General features: G+C 72.1%; 17 protein-coding genes and 1 pseudogene. 7 read left to right on the plus strand and 11 right to left on the minus strand.

Features of this window, described 5'->3' with window-relative positions; genetic code table 11:
* Window positions 1-12 precede the first annotated feature (12 nt).
* Complete coding sequence (locus tag OG622_RS21700) at window positions 13-939, plus strand: carbohydrate ABC transporter permease (protein ID WP_371578261.1); 927 nt, start codon at window positions 13-15, stop codon at window positions 937-939.
* The gene (locus tag OG622_RS21705; RefSeq protein WP_371578263.1) at window positions 936-1,808 is read left to right on the plus strand and encodes a carbohydrate ABC transporter permease; all 873 of its coding nucleotides are present in this window, start codon (window positions 936-938) and stop codon (window positions 1,806-1,808) included. Before OG622_RS21700 ends, OG622_RS21705 begins: the two co-directional genes overlap by 4 nt.
* Before the next feature lie 54 nt (window positions 1,809-1,862).
* Here the strand turns inward: OG622_RS21705 and OG622_RS21710 are convergent, their stop codons facing one another.
* Together OG622_RS21710 and OG622_RS21715 are read right to left on the minus strand one after the other, a co-directional pair.
* Window positions 1,863-4,334 (minus strand): FtsX-like permease family protein, encoded by a 2,472-nt coding sequence (locus OG622_RS21710; RefSeq protein WP_371578264.1) that lies wholly within the window; start codon window positions 4,332-4,334, stop codon window positions 1,863-1,865.
* Entirely contained in the window at window positions 4,331-5,188 is an 858-nt protein-coding gene (locus OG622_RS21715; protein ID WP_371578266.1) for an ABC transporter ATP-binding protein, read from the minus strand. The genes OG622_RS21710 and OG622_RS21715 overlap by 4 nt, the downstream gene beginning before the upstream one ends.
* A gap of 204 nt (window positions 5,189-5,392) precedes the next feature.
* Between OG622_RS21715 and OG622_RS21720 the strand changes: the two are divergent.
* Window positions 5,393-6,940 (plus strand): annotated as a pseudogene (locus OG622_RS21720) (sensor histidine kinase); the annotation flags it as partial.
* Window positions 6,941-7,359: 419 nt separating this feature from the next.
* Window positions 7,360-8,094, plus strand: a complete 735-nt coding sequence (locus tag OG622_RS21725) for a response regulator (RefSeq protein ID WP_371578268.1) — start codon at window positions 7,360-7,362, stop codon at window positions 8,092-8,094.
* A 163-nt stretch (window positions 8,095-8,257) separates the two neighbouring features.
* Here OG622_RS21725 and OG622_RS21730 read toward each other — a convergent pair whose 3' ends face one another.
* The 5 genes from OG622_RS21730 to OG622_RS21750 form a co-directional block, all read right to left on the minus strand.
* A complete protein-coding gene (locus OG622_RS21730; RefSeq protein ID WP_371578270.1) occupies window positions 8,258-9,508 on the minus strand; it encodes a carbohydrate ABC transporter substrate-binding protein in 1,251 nt (416 codons plus the stop codon).
* Window positions 9,505-10,701 carry a hypothetical protein gene (locus tag OG622_RS21735; protein WP_371578271.1) on the minus strand — a complete coding sequence of 399 codons (1,197 nt, stop codon included), beginning with the start codon at window positions 10,699-10,701 and terminating at the stop codon, window positions 9,505-9,507. Before OG622_RS21735 ends, OG622_RS21730 begins: the two co-directional genes overlap by 4 nt.
* Window positions 10,698-12,122, minus strand: a complete 1,425-nt coding sequence (locus tag OG622_RS21740; RefSeq protein WP_371578272.1) for a VWA domain-containing protein — start codon at window positions 12,120-12,122, stop codon at window positions 10,698-10,700. The genes OG622_RS21735 and OG622_RS21740 overlap by 4 nt, the downstream gene beginning before the upstream one ends.
* Window positions 12,123-12,451: 329 nt before the next feature.
* Window positions 12,452-14,764, minus strand: coding sequence for a tetratricopeptide repeat protein (locus tag OG622_RS21745; RefSeq protein WP_371578273.1), 2,313 nt, complete (start codon window positions 14,762-14,764; stop codon window positions 12,452-12,454).
* Window positions 14,765-14,877: 113 nt separating this feature from the next.
* Window positions 14,878-16,266, minus strand: a complete 1,389-nt coding sequence (locus tag OG622_RS21750) for a serine protease (RefSeq protein WP_371578275.1) — start codon at window positions 16,264-16,266, stop codon at window positions 14,878-14,880.
* A 103-nt stretch (window positions 16,267-16,369) separates the two neighbouring features.
* Here OG622_RS21750 and OG622_RS21755 point away from each other — a divergent pair, with 103 nt between their 5' ends.
* From OG622_RS21755 to OG622_RS21765, 3 genes are all read left to right on the plus strand, one after another.
* Window positions 16,370-16,720, plus strand: a complete 351-nt coding sequence (locus OG622_RS21755; protein ID WP_371578277.1) for a trypco2 family protein — start codon at window positions 16,370-16,372, stop codon at window positions 16,718-16,720.
* 108 nt (window positions 16,721-16,828) lie between these two features.
* On the plus strand, window positions 16,829-17,053 hold the full coding sequence (locus OG622_RS21760; protein ID WP_371578279.1) for a hypothetical protein: 225 nt from the start codon (window positions 16,829-16,831) through the stop codon (window positions 17,051-17,053).
* Between the two features lie 43 nt (window positions 17,054-17,096).
* Window positions 17,097-18,125 (plus strand): MBL fold metallo-hydrolase, encoded by a 1,029-nt coding sequence (locus OG622_RS21765; RefSeq protein ID WP_371578281.1) that lies wholly within the window; start codon window positions 17,097-17,099, stop codon window positions 18,123-18,125.
* 178 nt (window positions 18,126-18,303) lie between these two features.
* Here OG622_RS21765 and OG622_RS21770 read toward each other — a convergent pair whose 3' ends face one another.
* From OG622_RS21770 to OG622_RS21785, 4 genes are all read right to left on the minus strand, one after another.
* On the minus strand, window positions 18,304-19,650 hold the full coding sequence (locus OG622_RS21770) for a UDP-glucose/GDP-mannose dehydrogenase family protein (protein WP_371584171.1): 1,347 nt from the start codon (window positions 19,648-19,650) through the stop codon (window positions 18,304-18,306).
* A 104-nt stretch (window positions 19,651-19,754) separates the two neighbouring features.
* Window positions 19,755-20,945 carry a right-handed parallel beta-helix repeat-containing protein gene (locus tag OG622_RS21775; RefSeq protein ID WP_371578283.1) on the minus strand — a complete coding sequence of 397 codons (1,191 nt, stop codon included), beginning with the start codon at window positions 20,943-20,945 and terminating at the stop codon, window positions 19,755-19,757.
* 32 nt (window positions 20,946-20,977) lie between these two features.
* Complete coding sequence (locus OG622_RS21780) at window positions 20,978-22,915, minus strand: right-handed parallel beta-helix repeat-containing protein (protein ID WP_371578284.1); 1,938 nt, start codon at window positions 22,913-22,915, stop codon at window positions 20,978-20,980.
* A complete protein-coding gene (locus OG622_RS21785; RefSeq protein WP_371578285.1) occupies window positions 22,912-24,204 on the minus strand; it encodes a glycosyltransferase family 2 protein in 1,293 nt (430 codons plus the stop codon). The genes OG622_RS21780 and OG622_RS21785 overlap by 4 nt, the downstream gene beginning before the upstream one ends.
* Between the last annotated feature and the right edge of the window lie 474 nt (window positions 24,205-24,678).

Here is a 24,678-nt window from a genome sequence, read left to right on the forward strand (position 1 = left end):
AGGGGCGGAGGCGTGCGAGGCGGCCGACCCGGTCCCCGGCCCACGGCCTCGCTCTCCGCCCGCCGCCGACGTGCCGGTTACCTGTTCTCCCTCCCCGGCCTGGTCTTCCTGGCCCTCGTCCTGGCGTATCCGCTGCTCTACAACGTCTGGATGTCCGTGCACGACGTACGCCTGTCCGAACTGCTCGGTGGTTCGGCGCCGTTCGTGGGCCTCGACAACTACCGGACCACCGTCGCCGACCCGGACTTCTGGCACGCCGTACGGCTGTCGCTGGTCTTCACGGCGGGTTCGCTGCTGCTGCAGTTCACGATCGGCTTCGCCCTGGCGCTGCTCTTCGCCCGGCCGTTCCCCCTCAACGGCCTGCTCCGGTCCCTCCTGCTGGTGGCCTGGCTGCTGCCCCCGGTGGTCAGCGGCACCCTGTTCCGCTGGATGCTCGACCAGGACTCCGGCGCCTACAACGCGCTGCTCCGCGCGATCGGCCCGGACGCCCTCGCCCACGACTGGCTCACCGACCCCGGCACCGCCCTGGCCGGCGTGATCCTCGCCAACGTGTGGGTGGGCGTGCCGTTCAACATGCTGCTGCTCCTGGTCGGCCTGCACACCATCGACCCGGAACTCCACGAGGCAGCCGCCCTCGACGGCGCGAACGCCTGGCAGCGGTTCCGCTGGATCACCGTCCCGCTGATGCGTTCCGTCTCGGTGACCGTCCTTCTCCTCGGCCTCGTCTACACGTTCAAGGTCTTCGACCTCGTCTTCGTGATGACGGGCGGCGGCCCGGTCGACGCCACCAGCGTCCTGTCGGTCTACGTCTACGAGGTCTTCTTCAAGTTCTTCCGCTTCGGCGAGGGCGCGGCGGCAGGGCTGTTGCTGCTGCTCGTACCGCTGGTGGCGGGTGTGTCGTACGTACGGCGGCTGCGCGGGGAGGGGGAGGCGGCATGACGCACCGAGCGAGAGGCGAGCGGCCGTGGCCGCTCACCGTGGCCGCCGCGCTGATCACCGCCGTCTTCCTCCTGCCGGTGTACTGGATGGTCAACACCAGCCTCACCAGGGCGGACCGCATCCTCGCCGAGACCCCGAACTGGTTCCCCGCCCCCGCCACCACACGGAACTACTCGACCGTCCTCTCCGACGACGCCCTGCTCCGCGCCCTGCTCAACAGCCTCGTCATCGCCGGCGGAGTGGTCGCCCTGACCCTCGTCCTGGGCGTCCCCCTCGCCTACGCCCTCGCCCGCGTCCCCATGCGCGGCTCCGGCACCATGGTGCTGGCGCTGCTGATCGCCCAGCTCCCGCCCAGCATCGTGCTGGCGGCCCCGCTGTTCATCCTGGAACGCCGGGCCGGTCTCGACAACACGTACGCCGGTCTGATCGCCGCCGACACCACGCTCACGCTGCCCTTCGCGGTGATCGTGCTGCGGCCCGTACTGCGGGGTGTGCCGAGGGAGTTGGAGGAAGCGGCGCTCGTCGACGGGTGCGGTCCGGTGGGCGTACTGCTGCGGGTGGTCCTGCCGATCATGGCGCCGGGTGTGATCGCCGTCGCCGCCCTCTCCTTCCTCATCGCCTGGGGCGAGTTCGTCTTCGGCCTCACACTCGCCTCCACACCCGACGTCCAGCCCGTCACCGTCCTCCTCAACGCCTTCGTCGGCACCTACGGCACCGCCTGGGGCGCCCTCATGGCCACCGCGACCCTCATCAGCGTCCCGGTGGTCTGCGTCTTCGCCGCCCTCCAGCGCTTCATCGTGGGCGGCCTGACGGTGGGGACGGCAGGGACGGGGAGGAGGGCGGGGACGGCGAAGGACAGGGCTGTGTGAGCGGTCTGCCGCGGGAGGCCGGAGGGGCGGCCGTGCCCGGCTTCGCTCCGCCCCTCACTCCGTCCGCAGCGCCGCGACCGTACTCGCCCTCGCCGCCCAGCCCGCCGGCAGCAGCGCCCCCGTCACCGCGATGACCAGTCCCCCCAGCGCGAGGGACGCGAGCACGGCACCGTCGTACACGGCGATGTCCGTGGCCGGCAGGGTCATGCCGATGGCATCGCCCATGAGGGAGGTGACGGCCCGGTGCAGCGCGATCCCGGCAGGAACCGCGACCAGTCCCGCGAGCAGGCCGACCCAGGCGACGGAGGTGACGACCATGGCGACGGTCTGGCGGGGTGTCATGCCGAGCGCCTTGAGGACGCCGAGGTCGTGGACACGGTCGCGGGTGTCGAGGACGACCGTGTTGAGGACGCCGAGCCCGGCGACCACGACGAGCATCAGCGTGAGCATCCCGATGAGCGCGTCCATGGCCACGATCACGCTGGAGGAGTCGGCGGTGTCGGCGCGGGCTATGGCGGTGACGCCGGCCTCGTCGAGCGCGCGGTTCAGCGAGTCCAGGTACGCCGCCGGGTCGGTGCCCGACTCGGTCCGTACGTGGAACCGGCCCGGCAACGCCTCCACGCCGAGCCCGAGTTCGGTGAGGGTCGCGGTCGAGGTGAGCAGGACCATGCCCTCGCCCTGGGTGAAGAAGGCCTCGCCGACGATCCGTACGGTGGCCCGCCGGCCCTTCTCACTGAGGGTCACCGTGTCCCCGACCCCGATCCCGGCGGCCGTCAGGAATCGCGAGGTGACCACCGCCTGACCGGGCCCGTCGAGCCAGTGCCCCGAGACCAGCTCGGGGGCGCCCCACGCCGAGTCGCCCTCGTACGCCACGACGGTCGTCGCACCGGTGATCCCGGAGGCGGCGACCTGGGCCTGGGCGGTGCCATAGAACCGTCCGGTGCTCTCGCGCGCCCGCAGCACGGCGGTCACGGCCTTCGGATCGGCCCTCTCCCCCGCGCCGCTGCCCCCGTCCGCATGCACCACCTCGGCCCCGGGCGGCCCCTGCCCGCCGCCCGCCTCCACCACGACCGATCCGGCCGGGTCGATCATGCGGCCCTCCTGGACCGCGCCCAGCGTCAGGGCGAGCCCGACGGCGAAGGTGACGGACAGGGCGCCGAAGGCGACCGCCGCGGCCACCGTCGCCGACCGCGCCGGCCGGGCGAAGGGGTGCGCCAGCCCGAGGCCGACCGCCCTCGGCAACGGCAGCCGGGCCGCGAACCGCCGCAACCGCCCCGCCGGCCGCCCGCGTCCAAGCCGTGCGCGCCCCGCGTCCCTGGACCCGCCCCCGACCGCGATCGCCCGCACCGTCCGCAGCCGCCCGGCACGCAGCGCGGGCACCACGGCCGCTGCCGCGACCAGGACGAGCGCGGCGCCGGGCACCACGACGTCCAACCACACCGGAATCCCCCCGGCCGACGCGCCGAACGCCTCCCCGGCCTCGGCCAGCACCGGCACGGCGAGCGCGTTGCCGAGCGCCACCCCGAGGACGCAGCCGACCGCCGCCGGCACCAACGCCTGGGCCGCATACGCCCGTGCGACCTGCGCGGGCGTGAACCCGAGCGCCTTGAGGACGCCGATCCGCCGGGTGGCCGCCCCCACGGCCCCACCGACCACGATCCCGATCACCAGCACCGACAGAGACAGCCCGAGCACCCCGAAGGCCGCCAGAAACGGCACGAACGCCATCGCGTTCGCCGTCTGCTCCTGCCGCACCGTCAGGTAGGACCGGGCCCCGCTCATCGCCCCGTCCGGCACGGCCGCCACGATCGCGGCACGACCGACGGCGACTTCGGTGTCGGTGGCGGCGTGGCGGAAGCGGTAGAGCATTTCGTACGAGGCCGTACCGCCTCCACCACCGGCGCTGTCGCCGCTCTGCGCGCCGGTCCCCGTCGGCGTCCCCGCCAGCGCCTCCGCCTGTGCCGGAGTCACCCAGGCGTCGCCCGTGCCCGTCACCGAGCGGGCGATCCCGACGACGGTCAGGGCCGGGCCGCCCGAGGCGTCGGGGAAGCTCAGGCGGTCGCCCGGCCGTAGGGGGACGCTGTCGGCGGCCAGCACGATCTGGCCCGGTCGGGTGGCCCAGGAACCCTCGGTCAGTTCGATCTCGTCGACCGGTCCGCCCGCTTCCTCCCGGCCGACGACGGTCAGCGGCGGAAGATCCACCCCGGCCGGCACGAAGTCGGACCCCGTGATGGTGCGGGCCCGTGCCGAGAGGGTGAGGAAGGGCCCGGCCGAGGCCGTCACACCGGGCGCGTCGGCGGTCTCCGCGAGCCGCGCGGCCGTCACCTTCGTACCGTCGAACTGACCGGCCAGATGCGCACCGCGCTGCTCCGCGAAGGCCCGCTCGAAGGGTGCCCGCGAGGCGACGAGCAGCCCGGCCGCGAGCACCGACGCGGTGACGGCCATCAGCGTGGTCAGCACCATCACCACCGTCTGCACCCGCCGCCGTCCCACCCCGGCCCGCACCACCCGCCCGAGGGCACTCAACGCTCCACCCCCGTCGCACCCGAGCGGCCCAAGGTGCTTGAGGTGCTTGAGGTGCTCGACGGGTCCGGGCTGCTTGAGGTGCTTGAGGTGGCCGGAACAGCGTGTCCGGTGCCGGCCCGTCCGCCGTACTCCCGAACCGTGTCGCGCACGACCCGCCCGTCGACCAGCTCCACCGTCCGGCCGGCGCAGGATTCGGCGAGGCGCAGGTCGTGGGTGACGAGGACGATCGTCTGGCCGTCCGCGTTGAGTTCGGTGAGCAGGGCCCGGACGTCGTCGCCGGACGCGGTGTCGAGCGCGCCCGTGGGCTCGTCGGCGAGCAGGAGGGCCGGGCGGTTCATCAACGCGCGGGCCACGGCGACCCGTTGCCGTTCGCCGCCGGACAGCCGGCCGGGATACGCGTCGGCGTGCCGGTCGATGCGGAGGTACTCCAGCAGGCCCGCGGCACGCCGACGCGCCTCGGCCTTGGGCAGGCCGGCCAGCTGGGCGGGCAGCAGCACGTTGTCGGCGACGGTCAGGTCGTCCAGCAGGTTGAAGAACTGGAAGACCATGCCGACCTTGGCCCGCCGGTACCGCGCGGACCCGGCCTCGCCCAGCCGGTCCACCCGTACCCCGTCGACGGTGACGCTCCCCGAACTCGGCCGGTCCAGCCCGGCGATCAGATTGAGCAACGTCGACTTGCCGCTCCCCGACGGCCCGATGACGCTCACCGCCTCCCCGGCCCGCACCCGCAGCGAGACCCCGTCGAGCGCCGGCGGCCCTTCGCCGCCGTACGCCCTGCTCACCTCACGGATGTCGATGACGGGTGGGGCGGTGGTGGCGGGCACGGCGGTGGACGGGGTCGTGGTCGTGGCCACGGAGCCTCCCCAGATAGGTGGTTGACGTGTGGCCCCCGACGCTAGGGACGGCCCGGCGCGCGGTCGTCGCCCTCGACGGCGAGGCCTTCTGCCGTACCGGACGGACACCGCGCGCACGTCATCCCGGAGATGTACGCGGTTGATGTACGGCCCGTCCTCACCACGAGGGATGTGACCGCCGTCGCCGCTTGCCACACTGATCCCATGGACGGCGGGGAGGCGCGGGCGAAGGCGGCGGGGGCGCGGGCGAGAGGGGTCCGGGCGAGGGCGCGGGCGGTGTTCGTGCGCCCCTGGCGGAGTGGCCTGTCGACGCTCCTCCACACCACGGGCCCGCTGCCCCGCCCGTCCCTGTGGGCGTGGACGGCCGACGCGTCCCTCGCCCTCCTCCTGGCCGCCTGCACGGTGGGGGCCGCGCTGTCGCAGGACATGAGCGCGGTCCCGCAGCTGCCGGACAAGGTGGTGACGCCGGTTCCGGGAGGCGAGCCGGTGGTGCCGGTGCCGCCACCCCCGCCCCTGCCGTCCCCCATGTATCCCGGGCACGAGCTCGGCGGGGTCCATGCCTGGCAGCTGCTCCTGGCCGCCCTGACCGCGCTGCCGCTGCTCGTACGCCGCCGCTACCCGCTGACCGCGTTCTGGGCGGTGATCGTCACGACGATGCTGTTCAACCAGCGCCTGGGCGCGGGCGACACGACCGTGTACACGTTCCTGACGTGCCTGGTCGCCGCGTACAGCGCCGCCGTCCACAGCCCGTACCGGCTGCGCGCGCTCACCAGTCTGGTGGCGGGCGCCGCCCTGATCGCGGCCTTCGTCGAGGAGAACTTCCCGTACGTCACCCCGGCCGTCATCCCGTTCCTCGTGCTGCTCGGCGTGGGGCTCGCCGCCAACGCGCTCCACACCTGGAAGCAGCGCGTGCACGCACTCCAGGAGCAGCAGGAAGCGGCGACGCGGCTCGCGGTCGAACACGAACGGTCCCGTATCGCACGGGAGTTGCACGATGTCGTCACCCACCATGTGAGCGTGATGGTGATCCAGGCGGGCGCGGCCCGCAAGGTGATGGACGCCGCCCCCGACCGGGCGCGCGAGGCCCTTCTCGCCGTCGAGGCGGGCGGCCGTACGGCGATGACCGAACTGCGCCATGTGATGGGCCTGTTGACCATGACCGAACACGATCAGGCCGCGACCGCCGGGACGGGTCCGACTGGTCGGGCGGGGTCGAGCGGCTACCGGGCGGGGTCGAGCGGTTCCTGGGCCGGCCCGGCTGGTCGGGACGGGCCAAGCAGCTATCGGGCCGGGCCGAACGGTTCTTGGGCCGGGCCCGGGGCGGCTGATGCGTGGGCGGGGCCGGCCGTCGACACGGAGTTGGCTCCACAACCGGGCCTCGACCGGCTCCCGGCCCTCACCTCCCGGGTCCGCGCCTCCGGCGTCCCCGTCGAACTGAGCGTCACCGGCACACCGTCCCCGTTGTCTCCGGGCGCCGACCTGGCCGCGTACCGCGTCGTCCAGGAGGCCCTGACGAACGCCGTCAAACACGCCGCGGGCGCCCGGGTGCGGGTCACCGTCGACCAGACACCCACCGAGGTCCGCCTGGAGATCACGGACACCGGTGGCACCCCCGCCCCCTCGGCCGCGTCCGGCACGGGCCGGGGCCTGCTCGGCCTGCGCGAACGCCTCGCCGTCCACGGCGGCACCCTCCGCACCGGCCCCCGCCCGACCGGCGGCTACCGCGTACAGGCGGTCATACCGCTCGACGACGCCCCCTCCGGGAACCGGCCCGACGGGAACGCACCGACAGGGCGCCCACGCCCAGCGGCCCCACCCCCCGCGTACCCGACGGCCGCGTACTCTGCGGCCGCAGACCCGACGGCCGCAGACTCAGCAGACCCGAGGGCCACAGACTCAGCAGACATGGACCCACCCGACGGGAACCCGTCCCTTGGGGACCCACCCGTCGAAGACCCATCGACCGTAGACCTGTCCGCCGCGGACCTGCCCGCCGCAGACCGACCGACCGGGCGCACGCCCGCCGCGTACCCGCCCGCGGGGAACCCGCCCACGGCGGCCCCACCCGACGGCCCCCCAGTCACCCGGGACCGAGCCGCAGGAAATCCGCCCGCTGCGGACCGGCCCGGCGGCCCCACGGACACCGGCAACCCACCCCCCGGGCAACGCTCATGACGGCGGCCGGCCACCCCCACGCCACGAGCCCCGCAGGTGCCGATCGCCCCCGGGTCGTCATCGCCGACGACCAGGCCCTCGTCCGCACCGGCTTCGGCATGATCCTCTCCGCCGACGGCATCGACGTGGTCGCCGAGGCGGCCGACGGCGACCAGGCCGTCGAAGCGGTCCACCGCACGCGCCCCGATCTCGTCCTGATGGACATCCGCATGCCGGGCACGGACGGTCTGGAGGCCACCCGCCGCATCCTTTCCGGTACGTTCCCCGACCCGCCCCGCGTCGTCATGCTGACCACGTTCGACCTGGACCGTTACGTCTACGCCGCCCTCACCGCCGGCGCCAGCGGCTTCCTCCTCAAGGACGTCACCCCCGAACACCTGGTGGCCGCCGTCCACCTGGCCCGCACCGGCGACGCCCTCCTCTCCCCCGCCATCACCCGCCGCCTGATCGAACGCTTCGTCACACCCACCCCCGAGACCCCCGCCCTCCACCGCGACCTGGCCCCGCTCACCCCTCGCGAACTGCAGGTCCTCCGGTCCCTCGCCACCGGCCTCAGCAACACCGAACTGGCCGCCCACTTCCGCCTCAGCGAGGCCACCGTCAAGACCCATGTCGCCCGCATCCTCGCCAAACTCCGCCTCCGCGACCGCGCGCAGGCCGTGGTGGTGGCGTACGAGACGGGCCTCGTCGTGCCGGGAACGGCAGCCGGCCGCCCGGCCCCGGAGGGATAGCCGTTGCTTTGATCACCAAGTGCTCTCGGCAATCCCGGCGTTTCTGCCGGAATGATCCGTAACGGTTTCACCAGAGTGCGAGGTGCGTCCTGGTGGCCTGTTGACGGTCTCCCGTTTCCTTCCCCGCCCGGGGGGCTGGGGATTCCCGCCCACTGACTACGCACTACGCACTGCACACCGCCCGCAGCGCCGGACGGCGGTCGGGCTGTGCGGCTGTGACCTTCTGTACGTCCGTGAGGAGGCCGGGCAGGTCGAGGTTCTCGCCGGCGGCGGCGCGGGCGATGGTCAGCAGGACGGCCTCGTAGAAGGCGTCGCGGACGGCGGGGGGCATGACGTCGGAGGCGTCGAGGCAGCGGGGGCCCGTGCCGGTGAGGCGTTTGGCTATCTCCCGCTCGACGGGGCGGTCCCGCGGTCGCACCCGGCGGTTCGCCGAGAAGACGTCGGCGGAGTCGGCCCACTTCTGCTGCCCCTCCCGGGAGGCCAGCCGCTCGATCAGGTCCTGGGCCTGCGGGCGGTCGCTGAACAGCGCGGCGAAGTCGCCGGTCACCTCGTGGGCCCGGACCGGGTAGCCGCCCCCGGGCAGCAGGGGAGCGGAATCCATCAGGCCTGCCCGCTGTCGCTTCTCGCCGTAGAAGGAGCGGGCGAAGGAACCCTGGTGTTCCAGGGCGCATCCCCCCGGGCCGTCGAACAACAGTCCGTACCCCTTGGGGTCACCGCGGTGATCGGTGAGCAGGGCGCGCTCGGCCGCCTCCCGGTCCTGCCGGAGCAGGCCGGCCCACGCCTCCCACGCGCTGCGCACCGCTGTCCCGGTCCACGGCACCGCGTCGTCGCCCAGCGCCCATCTGCCGTAGACCTCGGGGCCCTCCCGTTGCAGCACGAGGTCCTCGATCCAGTCGCTGCCGGGCCAGCCAGAGGCGCCGTCGTCCCCCATGCCGACGCACCAACTCGCCGCCGGGGCCGGTGAGTCGGCCGGCCTGTCACCCTCGCGGTACCAGACGATGCTCTTCAGGTCCGCCTTGACCGGCACCCAGTACGCGTCTTCCGAGGGCTCGTTCACCGGCTTCCAGGGAGCCCCGTACTCCTCCTCCGCGTAGAGGTCGTTCAACCGCTTGAGGCGGTGTTGGGCGGCGTACTCGGCGAGCTCGCCGACGCCCGGCATGATCGCGATGTCCGGGGGCTCCCCCGACTGCACCTTGGACAGCAGCACCTCGCGCTGGGCCGCGGTGCCCTGGTACTCGAAGGGGATGCCGAAGCCCCGCAGCACGTCCTCGAACTGATCCCCCTGCTCGTCGGTCCACGGCCCGAGAATGGTCACCGGCTCCTCGTCCCGCTGCGACCAGACCACCACCATGCTGCCGGCGGAGACCAGCAGCAGCACCACGAGAAACACGAGCACCTTGAACCGCCGGGTCACCGTCGCCTCCAGTAGTCGCTGTCGAGCCGGAGACCGAGCCCCACCACGGGCAGGACGACGAGCAGCAGGCCGCCGGTCAGGGTGCCCTGGTAGACCCGCTCGGTCCAGGTGTCGTCGGCCAGGACATGCCGGATGTCCTCGGACGTGTCCGTGACGGTCTGCTGCAAGTCCTCCAACTCCGGACCGCTGCTGCGCCGCTGGGAGACGTCGGTGATCTCCCGCAGGTCCCCGACCACGCTGTCGAGGTCGTCCTGGGCGGACGACATGGTCAGCAGTGGCACGATCCCGAGCAGCACGGTCAGGACGAGGGCCGCGAGGAGGTGGGGGTTCCAGTCGCGGCCGCAGCGGTCGCGCAGCACGAACAGCGCGGACAGCAGGGTCAGTGCCAGGGCCGCCAGGGCGAGTTCGGCGAGCCACCAGCCGCTCCGCTGCAACCACCCCTCGGTGGCGATGGCCTCGGCGTGCTCCGTCTGGATCCCCTGCATGTCGTCCAGGCGGGGTACGAGACCCACGTCCGACCGGATGAGCAGCGAGCGTGCCTCGGCGAGCTTCTGCTCGCGCATGAGCGGCCGGTCCCGGTACATGTACGTACCGGAGTTGATGGAGTTGCTGTAGGTGGCAAGCAGCCCGTTGACGGTGCCGAGGTCCTGGTCCGTCCGGTCGGCGATCCTGGACAGTCCCTGGTCGGCGGCGGAGAGCTGGGCCCGGTAGACCTCGCCCGAGCCCGCGACGTCGGCGAGGCCCAGGTCCACCAGGACCCGGGCCTCGTAGTCAGCGCGCAGCACCGCGAGCCGGGTGGCGGCGAGCCCCTGCACGGCCGGCGCCTCCTCGGTGGCGAGCGCCTGGGCGCCGCCCTGGATCTGGCGGCAGGACACGAACAGGGCGCCGGCCGCCACGAGCGCGCACACCGTCAGCACCAGCAGATGCGCCTCCAGCAGCCACCGGGTCCGCCGCCCGCGCAGACGCTCACGCCAGAAGGCGCCGAGGGAGGAGGGAGCGTGCAGGACGTACCGGGAGTACGGGGAGTCCCGGGAGTACCCGGGGTGCTCGCTCCGGGAGCCGGCGCGGGCGGCCCGGGCCCGGCGGTCGGCGTCGGAGCGGCCGGGAGCGCCGTCGTCGTCCGGGCTGGGAGCGCCGTCGTCGTCCGGGGCGGGGGACCGGCCGCTCAGGGAGCCCGCGCGTCCGGTCGTCACAGCAGCCTCTGGCCGCAGGCGATGCAGTGACGGGCCTCGCCCCCGGCCGGCGTGGCGCACCGGCCGCAGCGCGGGCCCGGCCGCGGACCGGCGGTGTCGGTCAGGGGCACGGGACGGGACCCGGCGCGCAGGATCATCGGGCCGAGCGTGTCGGCGTCGACGGCGTGGCGCAGCCGGACCCGCCCCGCGGGCGCGTCCTCGATGTCGGCGACCGCGCGGATCTCGTCCAGCACCCAGTCCGTGCCGAACCGGTCCGCCAGGCGCGCGGCCCGACCCAAGTGGCCCTTGGCGGCGTCCCGTTGCTCCTCCCCGAGAGCGACGAGCCCCCGGCGCAGGGCCTCCCGCATCACGGTGGTGGACTTCTGGTCGCGCACGCTGGCGGCGCCCGCCGGTATGTCGGGCGGCGGCAGTTCGGGGCGGTGCCAGCGGGCGGTGACGGCCGCGTGGACGTCGCCGACGGAGACCATGGCGAACTGCAGCCAGGTCTCCAACGGGTCGCCGTCGGCGTCGGCGACGAGGGTGAGCAGGTAGTCGCGTCCGCCCTCCTCCCACTGGTACGTCGGAAAGCTCCAGCGGTGCGGCCGGCCGGGCTGGGGCAGTCCGCCGAGGCGGTGCGGCCGGGGCGCCTTCTCGTTCAGCGCGACCTGCCGCACCGAGGGCCGTACGGTCACCTCGATCGGCAGCTGGGGGGTGTGCACCCGGCGCAGCCGCCGGATCGCGGCGGTGATCGCCGCGCCGAGGCCGTCGTCCACGAACTCGGCGGTGCCGTGCAGCCGTTCGGCGAGCGTCAGCAGCGGTTCGGGGGCCCAGTCCGCGCCCACGGCGAGCACGTCACAGGTGAACTGCCCAGCGCAGGCGTCGAGTTCCTCGTCGAGGCGGGTCTCGCCCGGGGCGCTGCTGCCGTCCGTGATCAGCAGCAGATGGCGTACGGACAGCGGGCGGGCGGCTAGCAGGGCGCGTGATCCGGCCGCCCAGGCGGCGTATCCGGCGGGGCGCGGACCGTCCCGGTGCAGCGGGATCGCGCCCATGGCGAAGGCGGCCCGGCGTTTCTCGCGCTCGTCGGCGACGGCCCACTCGGCGTCGCCCGCCGGGTGGCACCGGACCGGTTCGGGCCCGGCGCCGAGCACGGTGAAGGAGATGCCGTCGGGCAGGGCGCGCAGCGCGGCCGGCAGGGCGTGCCGGACGGCCGCCCGGAGGGGCTCGGCGACGTCGACCGCGATGATCACGGCGAGTTCGATCGCGGGCAGCTCGGCGGGGGCGCCGCCGGCGGTCACGTCGACCCGGAGGTGTGCCTCGATCTTCGCGCTGCGGTGCGGTCTCAGATCACCCCCGAGGTCGACGCGCAGCTGGATGTCCGGCCGCTCCGTCCGGGCGTGGTCGCTCGGACGGCCGCTCGTGTGCCGGCCCAGGTGCCTGTTCATGCCGTGCGTCACCGTTCCTTCCCCGTCATCACCGTGCGGACCACGCGGGTACCGCCCACCGGTTCGCTGCGCTCGCCCTACGGACCACGCACGTGCCGCCCGCCGGGTCGCTGCCGTCCACCGGGCCGCTGCCCCGCGGACCAGCACGTGGCACCCACCGAGTCGATGCCCTCCGCCGGTTCGCTGCCCTGCGGGCGGATCGCTGCCCTGCGGGCGGATCGCGGTCTGTGGAGGTCGTGCCCCGCCCTCCTGCCCACCGTCGCCACCCACCGCACCGCATGACCACCGTCCGCCGATCGATCGCTGCCCGCCGATCCCCCGCACGGCGCTCAGACCACCGTCTGCGGCCGTACCGCCTGCAGGAGGTCCACCAGGTGTTCGTGGGCGGCGGCCGACTCCGCGTGCCGTGCGGCCAGTTGCCGGTAGTGCGACTCGATCCGGGCGCGCAACTGCCGCTCCTGCGCGCTCAGGCGTCTGAGGCCGTGGGCGTCGAGCCGTCCGTCGCCGCCCTCTCCCCGGGGGCCGGGCCGGTCGTCGCGGCTGTACAGCGCGTCCAGTTGCCATTCGTACAGCTCGGTGCTCAGGCGCAGCGCCTCGTCCTCGGACAGGCTCGGGCCGCCGGCACCCGGTTCCCGGCGTACGAGGCCGCGCAGTTCGGCCAGCGCCGCGTCGACCTCGGTGGGCTCGGGCAGCGGCTCGGTGTCCCGGGGCAGCCGGGCCGCGCGGATGCGTAGGGAGGCGATACGGGCGACGGTGTGGTCCAGGGTGCCGGCGCGGACCCGGCCGAGGACGTCGAGGGCGGCGCGGCGGTCGCCCGCTCGGAGCGCGAGCCGGGCGAGCCCCAGGGCGGCGCCGCCGTGCGCGGGGTTACGGGCGAACACGGCCTCGTACAGCTCCTTGGCGGTGGGCCCGGCCGTGTCGTCGCCGAGCCGCTCCCCGCAGTAGGCGAGGGCCAGTTTGGGCGCGTACTCGCCGGGCAGTTCGAGGCGGACCTTCGTGAAGTGGCCCTGGGCCTCGGCGATCCTGCGCGGGTCGTCGTCGAGGTCGGCGCGGCGGAGCGCGACCAGGGCGCGGTGCCACTCCAGGCGCCACCGGCGCACGGCCGACGGCCCCGGCAGCGAGTCGGCGGTGTCGAGTTCCTCCTGGGCCCGCTCCAGGTCGTCCCGGGTGTTCCGGCCCAACAGGACCCGTACGTTGTGCAGCCGGATCTCCACCGACGGTGGCTTGCCGTCCTCCTGGTCGAGGAGCCGGCCCGGGTCGTAGCCGCTGCTCACCTCGAACCGTGTGGTCTGCGGGTCGCCCGGGTAGCGCCTGGGCACGGGCAGCCGGCGGGCGATCTCGGTGGGGGTGGGGGCGCCGAGGTCGAGGGCGGGGGCCAGGGGCGGGTCGTAGCGGTCGCGGCGGGGGCGGTCCAGCCAGTGTTCGATGCCGGGCACCGTGCCGAGCCGGGCGCCGAGCAGTTGCGGGGACGGCCAGAAGTAGTCGGAGGGTTCGGGTGGGTCGCTCTTGCCGCGCAAGGCGCGGATCTCCCGTAGGGCGCCCCGCAGTTGGCCCGCCATCTCCCGGGCGTCGGCGAAGCGCAGACCGGGGTCGACGCGGGTGGCCCGGTCGACGACCCCCCAGAAGGAGGCGGTGCCGAGGCCGGGCACCTGGTCGACGGCCCAGCCGGCGAGTTCCCGCAGGGTGACGCCGACCGTGTGCAGGTCGTGGGCGGTGGTGGGCATGGGCGAGGACGCCGTCTCGGGTGCCATGTAGTCGGGGGTGACGTGGGCGGGCGGCTGGCTCTGGCCCTGTTCGCGCATACCGCCGAGGTCGATGACCTTGACGCCGTCCCCGTGGTGCACGACGTTCGAGGGCTTCATGTCCCCGTACACGAAGACCCGTTCGCCACCGGCGTGCAGATGGACGAAGGCTTCGAGGATCTGGCAGCCGTACGCGGCGACGTGCTCGATGTCGAGGACGGACTCGCCTCGCCGGGTCTCCTTGACGACCTTTTCGAGGGTGCCGTCGCCGACGTCGTCCATGACGATGTAGCCGCCGGTGACCTGACCGGTGTCGTCGCGCCGGGCGACGAAGTCGCGGATCTGGACGATGCGGGGGTGGCGGATGGCGACGAGGTTGCGGCGTTCGACGTCGGCGAGCCGGGCCCCGTCCTGCTCGTAGCGGTTGAGCATGCCCTTGACGGCGACCACGTCACCGAGATGGGTGTCCTCGGCGAGATACACCCAGCCCTGGCCGCCGTGCGCGATGGGCCCCATGATCCGGTACTGGTCGCGCAGCACGTCGCCCTCGGCGAGTTCGGGCCGGTACGAGTACGGCTCGCCGCAGGCCGGGCAGTATCCCTCGACCGGAACCGGGCCCACCGTGTAGGGCGGTGCGAAGGTGATGCCGCACTCGGGGGACGAGCAGCCCATGCGGACGCGCAGCGGCGCCTCGGGGTGGATGAGGCGTTCCTGCGCGGGGCGCGGCGCGCGCTCGGGCAGCGCGAGGAGACCGGCAGGGCCGAACTCGCGGGGGTCCTCGGGCAGTGCGGGCAGCCGGGGGCCGTTCTCCGCGCGTCCGCACACGGCGCAGTGGCCGGTGGGCAGCACGGTGCCGCCGCAGGGGGCGCCGGTGAAGCGCCGGTGCGGACAGGGCGTCACAGTCTCGTCGTACGTCCCCTGCCCGCGGCGGGCGGCTGACCTCCTGCCGGACCCGATACCGGGACCTGTGCCGGAATCCGTGCCGGAACCCGTGTCGGAACCCGTCCCCGGCCTCATACCGGCCCTCCCGGCCCCAGGTCGGCGCGCAGGGTTCTGATCAGTCGGCGCAGCCAGGTGAGCCGCTGCTGCGGGTCCGTGGTCTCGTCGATCAGTCGGCGCTCGCTCCTGCGGCGGTCGGCCGTCTCGGTCATCGAGCCGAGGGAGGCGCTGTCGACGACGCCGTGGCGGACCGCGCGGCTGAACTCCACGCGCTCCAGCCGGGCGAGGAGCATGTCCGCGTGGGCGAGGAGGGCGGGCACGAGGAGTTCGTCACGGGCGGCGGTCCAGCCGGTGCCGCCCTCGTGCCGGAAGACCAGCAGCATCCGGAAGCCGAACGACCGTAATCGGGCGAGGAGTTCGATCAGCGGGCCCGGCTCCGGCTCCTCGTCGAGGCCGTCGACGAGAACGGTGACCCGGCCACCGGACGGGAGGGCGGGCGTCCGCGCGGGCCGGGGCCCGGTGCCCAGCAGCCAGTCCCAGTACGCCAGATACTGGCCGGGCGGGAAGGCTATGTGACCCAGGGCGTGATCGGCGAGGTCCGGTCTGCCGGAGCCCCCGCCGCGGTGGACGAGTTGGGCCCGGTGCAGCAGATGGCGCAGGGAGCGGTCCTTGCCGGAGCCCGGAGGCACCACGGTGATCTTCACCGGATCCTCGTCGGGGTCGTCGAACCACCGGCTCAGCCGCTCCTCGAAGTCGTGGCCCCAGGCGTCCGGGCCACTCAACTCCGCGATGACCGGTGAGAGTTCGGCGATGCGCTCGACGGGGATCAGATACGAGAAGGCGAGCCGGTTGTTCTCGGGCAGCAGCTCACCCATGTCGCCCCGCCAGCTGACGACGAGTCCGACCACACGGGCGGGGCTCCCTTCGTCCGGCCGGGTACACACGGCGGCCCCGCTGAACCCCCGGCGCACCACCTCGGCCTTGGTGACGGCATCCAACTGCACCCGCTCACCGCTGACCCCACCGATACGCCCCCACAGGCTCATACCGTCGTCGAAGCCCTCCGCGTAGCCGGTCGCGGACACCTCCATCCCGCCCCGCAGCCTCCGCTCCAGCCGGGCCGGCCGCGCCTGCGGACGCGGACTGTCCAGCCGCAGCACGGCGACGTCCTCACCGCCCACACCACCCGTACGTCCCACACCACCCGTACGGCCCGTGCCTCCCGTACCTCCCCCGGGGTCCTCCCCCGTCGGCAGCCAACCGCCGGGCGCGACGCGCGCGGACACCGGTTCAAGCTCGCTGTTCTCCGCGAACTCCAGCCACATCACGGTGTCCGGGCTGCGCACCACGTGCGCGCAGGTCAACGCCGTGTACTGGTCGACGAGTACGCCGGCGCCGCAGATGGGGCCGTGCGCGCCCCCGCGCCGCAGCCTGAGCCTCCAGTCCGCACGCAATTCCCCCATGCTGCCTCACACTACGCGTGGGGCATCGTGCGTCCCTAGACTTGTGAACCAACTTGGATCGGCCGATCAACCGACAATCAACGGAATTCGACGGGGTGTTGACATGGGCGACAGCGAACCGGTCGGTCTCGCGGAGGCCATCGGCACGGTCCGCGCGGAGCTGGCCAGGGCGCAGGCCGAAGGCGCTGCGAGCGACTGGCGGTTCAGTGTGGAGCAGGTCAGCCTGGAGTTCGCGGTCCAGTTCCACCGGGCCGGTGAGGGCGGGGCGGGCCTGCGCCTGGGCGTGGTCGAGGCCCGCCTCGGCGGCTCGGTGAGCCACGACTCCACCCACCGCATACAGGTCGACCTCAAACCTCTCCCCGGCCCCGGCGGCCACCACCACGAGGTGAGCCGCGAAGACCCCGCCACCCCGCAGCGCCCAAGCCCGCCGGACGACTCCCTCTCCCGCGACTAGCCCAAGCCCACAAGCACGGTCACCGGCCCACTGGTGTCCGTCTCAGCGAGGAGGTCGACCCGCTCGGCGTCCGCGGCGGGTCTGCCGGGCAGCAGGACACGGCGCCCCGTGTCTCCGAAGGCCACGAACCGCGACCAGCACGAGGAGTACGAGGAGTACGAGGAGTACGTGCGCGGCTCGCGCACCACCGAACCCGTCGCCGGGTCGGACAGGAACCGCGGCGGACACCTCGTCACCGGCGCCACAGGCCGACGCGGCGAGCACTTGCCGTTCCGTGAGACCGCGGGGCGCTGGACGCTGGACGCTGGACGCTGGACGCTGGAAGTACCGTAACCAGGCCGGTGACGCCCCGTACGATCAGCCGAAATCCGTGCACGTGACGAACCGTGACGACGAGGCCAGGGAGCACACCGGGATGACCCACCCACCCGAGCGGCGCGTCAGTCACCCCCAACGGCTCGACGAGGGGCACCCGTTCCGCCAGTGGAAGACGTGGCGCATACCCGGGACCGGCCTCACCCTGACCGGTTACTCACGAGCGAACGACAAGACCTTCTTCCACGTCCCCGAACTGCGATGCTCTCTCGACGCCGGCCTGGCCGAGGGCCGCCAGGTGGAGACGGTGCTCCTGACCCACACCCATCTCGACCACTCCAAGGACCTCGACTATCTGGCCGCCAGGGACGCGGGGGTGGACATCTACCTGCCGGCCGACGCCGCACCGTACGCGGAGGCCTATCTGCGTGCTTCGAGCGAGCTGAACCACGGGGCGGGCTTCGATCCGTCCCTCGCCCCGGAGTACCGCCTGCACGGCGTGCGGCCGGGTGCGGAGTTCTCCGTGGGCCGCCGCGGGGAGTACGCGGTCCGCGTCGTCGAGTGTCTGCACAAGGTGCCGTGCGTGGGCTACTGCTTCGCGGAGAAGAAGACGGTCCTGAAGCCGGAGTACGAAGAGCTGAAGGCGTCGATGGTCGCGGCCGGCCGGGCCAGGGAATTCGGCCGGATCATCGCCGAGCGACGCAGGGAGGGCGCCGGCACGGTCGACCAGGAGATCCGCCGCCCCGCCTTCGCCTTCCTCGGAGACACCCACGCGAGCGTGTTCGCGCTGAACCCCTGGTTGTTCGACCACCCGGTCATCATCACCGAGTGCACCTACCTCGACGACGAACGGCTGCCCCGGGCCCGGCAGGTCGGACACACCGTGTGGAGCGAACTCCGTCCGGTGGTCGAGGCCCATCCGGAGAACCTGTTCGTGCTGACCCACTTCAGCCTGCGCCACTCCGACCGGGAGATCATCGAGTTCTTCCAGCACGAACTGGAGAGCGGAGCGGTCAAGCATCTCGACAACGTCGTGCTGTGGGTACACCCCGAGAGCCGTCTGACCGAGCAGCACCAGAGCCACGGATGACGGTCCGCCGGCTGCGGGCGTGATCAGTCGGCCGTTCCGGACGAGATCACGCAGCAGCACGGACTGGGTGCGCGCCACCGCAGGGCGGTGCGAGCCGTCCGGATACCCGCCGGATGCGCGCCGCAGCGCGGTGCGCGCCGTGGGTACCCGCCCGCCGCGGCGCGCGGCAGGCGTGCGGTCAGGGTCGGCCCAGCGCGCGGTAGTCCCACCCCGCGGCACGCCACTGTGCCGGGTCGAGGGCGTGCCGTCCGTCGACGATCCGGCGCCGGGCGACAACCGCGCCCAGGGCGTCCGGGTCGATCTCCCGGAACTCGGTCCATTCCGTGAGCAGCACCACCACATCGGCCCCGGTGGCCGCGGCGAGGACGTCCGTGCCGTAGGTCAGGTCCGGGTAGGCGCGGCGGGCGTTCTCGACGGCCGCCGGGTCGATGACGGTCACCTGGGCGCCGGCCTGGTGCAGGGTTCGGGCCACGTCCAGGGCGGGAGCGTCGCGGATGTCGTCGGAGTTGGGCTTGAACGCCGCCCCCAGCGCCGTCACCTTGGCACCGGCGAGCTCTCCACCGGCCAGTTCACGCACCAGGTCCACCGTACGGGCCCGGCGCCGCTGGTTGATGGCGTCGACCTCACGCAGGAAGGAGACGGCCTGGCCGACCCCCAGTTCCTCGGCGCGGTGGCTGAACGCCCTGATGTCCTTGGGCAGGCAGCCGCCGCCGAAGCCGAGGCCCGGCTTGAGGAACCGGCCGCCGATCCGGTCGTCGTAGGCCAGTGCCTCCGCGAGACCCGTGACGTCGGCGCCGGTCGCCTCGCAGACCTCCGCCATCGCGTTGATGTACGAGATCTTCGTGGCGAGGAAGGAGTTGGCGGCGACCTTGACCAGTTCGGCGGTGGGCAGGTCGGTGACGACCACCGGGGTGCCCTGGGCGATCACCGGGGCGAAGGCGGCGCGCAGCTGCTCCTCGGCCCATTCCGACTCGGTGCCGAAGACCAGCCGGTCGGGCCGCATGGTGTCGTCGACGGCGTAGCCCTCGCGCAGGAACTCCGGGTTCCAGGCGAGTTCGACGTCGGCTCCGGCCGGGGCCGTCCGCCGGACGATCTCCGTCAGCCGGGCGGCCGTGCCCACCGGGACCGTGGACTTGCCGACCACCAGGGTGCGCCTGCGCAGGTGCTGGGCGAGTTCGCTCACCGCGCTGTCGACGAAGGTCATGTCCGCCGCGTGCGAGTCCCGCTGCTGGGGCGTGCCCACGCAGACGAAGTGGACGTCACCGAACTCGCCGGCCTCGGCGAAGCTCGTGGTGAACCGCAGCCGGCCGCTGTCGAGGGCCTTCGCGAGCAGTTCGGGCAGTCCGGGCTCGAAGAACGGCACCTCGCCCGAGTTCAGCCGCTCGATCTTGACGGGGTCGACGTCCACGCCGAGGACGTCGAAGCCCAGGACGGCCATGCAGATGGCGTGGGTGGCGCCGAGGTAGCCGGTGCCTATGACTGTGAGGCGGGGCGCGGTTCGGTCGGTGTCGTCCGACGAGGTCATGGTGGTCTCCAGAGGTGTGTCGGGCATGTCGGCCCGCCGCACGAGCCGGTGATGGCCTGCGGAAGCGAGGGGGCGGAGGCGGTCAGGGGGCGGTCAGGGCGCGGTCAGGAGGCGCAGTCGACGTTGGCGAGACCCTCGGCCGCATCCTTCGCCTTGTTGTCGCAGGTGACTTTGTTGCCGTCGGACGTGAGGTGGAAGCCGTAGCCGGGACCGTCCACGTTCGCGGTGTTGTCCTTGAAGATGTTGCCGGTGCCCCAGCCGTTGACGAGCTTGTGGGTCTGGAAGCCGTCCTCGGGGGAGTGGCTGCCTGTGTTGCCCTGGAGCAGCCAGCCGTTGCCCTTCACGTCGACCCAGGAGTCGTTGTTGTGGGAGCCGCTCAGCTTCGATCCGTCGAAGGTGTTGTCGAGGACCTTGCCGTCGCTGGTGCCTTCCTTGATGTCGATGGACTCGGCGGTCGTGTCGCTGATGTGGTTGCCGAGCACCACGTTGCGGTCGCTGGTGTCCGTCTTGCAGTCGCTCACGGTGCACCAGTTGGACTTGGCGGTGCCGATGTAGACGCCCTCGCCGTACTTCTCGCGGCGCAGGCCGGTGTCGCGGATGGTGTTGTCGCGGACCATGTTGTCCGAGCTGAAGTTACGCAGGTGGACGGCCTCGTCACCGATCTGTTCGACGGTGAGGCCCTGGATGACGGTGCCCACCACTCCGTCCGCCATCACACCCTTCTGGGCGTTGCGGACGGTGAAGCCCACCAGCCGCCAGTTGCTGACGCGGTCCAGGTGGAAGGCGTAGCCGTCGTCCGTGTCGCCGCCGTCGACGACCGCTCCGGAACCACCGCACAGGAAGATCGGCTTCGCGGCGGTACCGGAGATCTCGGCGGTGAAGTTGCCCACGTAGGTGCCGTTGCCCAGGGAGATGCTGTCTCCTGGTTGCGCCTGGGCGAGGGCCTGTTCGAGCGTGGCGGTGTCGCTCACCTTGACGGTGGCGGCCGGACAGGTCACCGCGGAGTCGGGCACCGAACCGCTGGTGGCCGGTTCGGTCGGGGTTGCTTCGATGACCGACCGGGTGGGCAGGGGTGACGGTTCTTCCGCGGGCTCTGACACCTCGGGCGTCCTGGGTCCCGCGGTGGTGGCCCCGGCCGTCACCTCCGGTTCCGATCCGCCGTCACCCGTCACCGCCACGATGAGCGCCGTCAGGGCGAGCAGGAACGCACCCCCCGCCAGCCAGAGGGCCGGCTGCCGGGCGGGACCACGCTCGGGGGCGGGCGGCGGGTTCGACGTGGTCGGTTCGGAAGACATGCGAGGCAACTCCGGTTAGCGGGAACGCGTCGTCATCGGGGCGGACGGGCGGCTGGGACGGACTGGGGAGTCAGGGCGCGCAGGCTGGTGGTCTCCTCGTCCTCCTTGGAGAACCAGCTGCGCTCGGGCACCTGACGGAGGGGGACCTCGACGACGGACGCGCTGTTGGTCACCGACTTCTTGTCCTCGTACGGGTGCCTGCCCAGGCGTTGTCCGTCGCGGCGGTTCCCCTTGCGGCTCTGTCGTCGGCCCAGAACGGCCGAGACCAGGATGAGCAGCAGGATGAACGTCCAGAGCAGTGTCATCGGGCTGGCGTAGTGCCGGAACTTGACCCAGAAGGAACTGGTGTCGTGCCAGGCGAAGGTCTGGTTCTCCCTGACCGCGATGCCACCGTGGGCGCGGGTGGTGTCCACGGCGCTCGGGCCGACCCCGGAGATGACGTTGTACGTGATGATCGACTCGGCGACCCCGCCGACGAGGCTGATCCCGTGGTTGGTGCCGTCCTGGATGGTGTTGCCGCGTATCTCGCCGACCGAGTCCCGTAGGTAGATGCCGGTCTCGGTGCTTTCGACGATGTTGCCGGTGATCGTCGCGGCGGTCACTCCGTCGCGCACCGAGATGCCCTGCCGTGACTGGCCGACGAGCCGGTTTCCGGTGATGGCGACCTTGGTGGCGTCCTTGCGGGCCACGATGCCCATGTCGCCGCCCTCGACGCGGTTGTTCTGCACACCGACGTCCTTGCCGCCGAAGATCTCGATGCCGTAGTGGCCGTTGTCCCTGGCGACGCTGTCGGACACGGAGTTGGAGCCGTAGCTGCTGATGGACTCACCGGACGCGGAGGGGCCGCTGGCGAGCGGCCGGCCGCTGAGCGTGAACCCGTTGCCGCCGTTGCCCTCGGACTTGGAACCGCTGACCCGGACCTGTTCGGTGGCTCGGGCCAGCACGAACCCGTCGCCGCCGTTGTTCTTGGAGATGGTCCGCTCGACCACGGCGTTGGTGACGAACCGGTGCAGGACCAACCCGTGTTCCAGGCTCTTCTGCACGGTGCTGTCGCTGATGCTGACGCCGTTGGCACCGGAGAGGAACAGCCCGAAGGCGTTGCCCGTGAGGGTGGAGTGTCCGATCTCCGCGGAGACGTAGGAGAGGCTGGGCACCGAGAACCGGGTGTCCGGCGTGGCCAGCGAACCGGAGGGCTGTGCCACGACGCCGCCGCTGCCGCCCTTCGAGCCCGGCGCCACCGTCGAGTCCTCGATGTTGCCGGTGTCGGGGCGGTCGGTTCCGGTGAGGCTCAGGCCGCCGGTGCGCCCGCTCCAGAACCCGAGATCGCCGACCTTGGCGTACTTCATGGAGAACTGGCCGCCGATGGCGCGGATGTAGGCCCGGCCGTCCCGCACGTCCTTGTCCGGCTTCTTCTTGTTGTCGTTCCAGCTGGTGATCCGCAGGGGCGCCTGCGGGGTGCCCTCCAGGGTGAGCCGGCCGCCGAAGGAGACGATGCTGACGAAGCCCTTGTTGCTGCTGGCCATCCGCAGCGTCAGTCCGCCGGGGTTGGACAGCTTCAGCTTGGCACCCGCGTTGAGATAGATGTTCTCGGTCAGCAGGTAGGCGCCGTTGTGCTGGCGCACGAACGTCTGCGGAGCCAGTTCGAGCAGGTCCGAGACGGTGTAGGCGTTGCTGCGCTGGGTGAGGACGAGGGTGTAGCCGTCCCCGGTGTCCAGCCGGTACGGCGCCTTCCACTCACCGCCCTTCAGGGGGGCGACGGCGGCGACCGCGCGGACCTGGTCCAGACGGTGGTCCTCGGCGGCCACGAGCGCGGTCTCGTTCTCCGCTTCGGCGGCATTGACCTGCGGCTTGCCGTCTCCGTCGGCGGCCGGGGAGGTGGCCGCGGAAGCGAGGAGCAGACCGGCGGCCAGGGGCAGCACGACCGCGCCCCGCAGTGTCCGCCGGACGGACGAAAGATGATGACGCGTCATGACTGCCGCACCTCCTGCCACGAGGACGCGGTGACCCGTGTCCCACCTCCCAGAGAGGAGGAGTCCTGTCCCTCTCCGCCGATACGGTCGCTGGTTCGGGTCAGCCAGCCCTGCCTGTTCATGGTGACGAAGGCGAACAGCTTGATCGGCAACGAGATCATGATGACGACGAGAGCGAGAAGTGGCAGGAGCAACACCTCCTGCGGATGCTGGCGCAGATGGGAGTAGCCGCGGATGCCACGTCCCACGAGCAGCCAGATCAGCACGAGGACCACGCCCCGGCCGGTCAGCTCCAGGCGGCTGAACAACAGGTACCCGAGCGCCATGCCCATCGTCACCGGCGTCAGCAGGATCTGCAGCACAGTGATCTTGGTGACCAGGGGGACCCGCCAGAGCCAGCCCTTGTACAGGGCGGTCAGGTAGCAGCGGTAGGAGTTCCTGCTCCAGCGCACCCGCTGCTTGACGAAGGCGCGGAACGAGGAGGGGAACATCGATATCGCCCGCGCGGAGGACTGGTGCACGGTCTTGTAGCCGGAGGCCAGCACCAGCCAGGTCAGCCGCCCGTCGTCACCGGCGACGCAACGCCGGCCCAGGAAGAACTCGTTCTCCAGGTTCTCCAGCACGGGCTCGATCGCGGCCCGCCGGTACGCCGCCGTCCGGCCGGAAAGGCAGGCCACGGCGCCGGCGCGGCCCATGGCCGGGACGTAGTCGTAGTAGCGGAGGTTGACGAGCCAGTCGGCTATTCGCCGCCATACGCTGGTCCGGCGCTGGTAGACGTTCTGCTGGGTGCCGACACCGCCGACCGCGGGGTCGACGAAGGGCATCTGGACGGCGGACAGCAGTCCCGGCTCCCACCGGGTGTCCGAGTCCACGAGCACCACGAGCTCGCTCGTCGCGGCCCGGATCCCCACACCCAGTGCCGACCGCTTACCGCGGTGCTCGAACGCCAGCACCCGTACCCGGGAATCCGTCACCTGCGCCAGCCTGCGCAGGACTTCCGTGTCCTCCACGTCCGGGACGATGATGACCTCGGTGGGATCCTGCGCCAGCCATGTTTCCAGGCAGTCCAGCAGGATGCTCGCGTCCTCCCGGTATGCCGGGACCACGACGGACACCGTGGTCCGGTAGTTGTTCACCACTGGCTTGGCGAACCGGGAGAGCACTGCCCGATAGAGCCACAGGCCCCAGACGAAGGCGCCGGCGATGCCCAGCGGCATCAACTCGCGCCACGATGTCTCGGCGGTCACCATGACAAGCCATGACCAGACATCGTCGAAGAAATCCGACACGAACCCAGAACCCCCAGCCGGACTTACCCAAACACGTGGACGAAATGTGCGACGTTCGCGGTCTACGCGGGGAAATCTAGGGCCGAATCAACCTCTCTCGACACACGAGAAACACAGAGTTCACCTGTCGAAGTAACGCAAACTCCACAGAGTGAATCCGCATAAGCGAACAGCTCACACCACCCAGGCGCCCGCCCCCGGACGGCCCGACCGACCGACGCGTCCCCAAACCACGTCAGCAGCAAAGCACTTGAGGGCAACCCGAGCAGGAACCGATCTCCCCACGCCACTTTGCATCCAGCCCCTCGCAACCTTCGCACAAACAAAGTGAATGTGACGCACATCACGTCACCCTAAATCGCTCTGGCGAACGCCTGCCACACGCGCCTCACCAGATCGTCACCCCACGCCCAACTACCACGCGGAACACGCCAGGCACAGCTCCCGAGCGACATGCCCCCGCCCCCTCGAAGA

This window comes from Streptomyces sp. NBC_01314 (assembly GCF_041435215.1).
GTDB lineage: Bacteria > Actinomycetota > Actinomycetes > Streptomycetales > Streptomycetaceae > Streptomyces.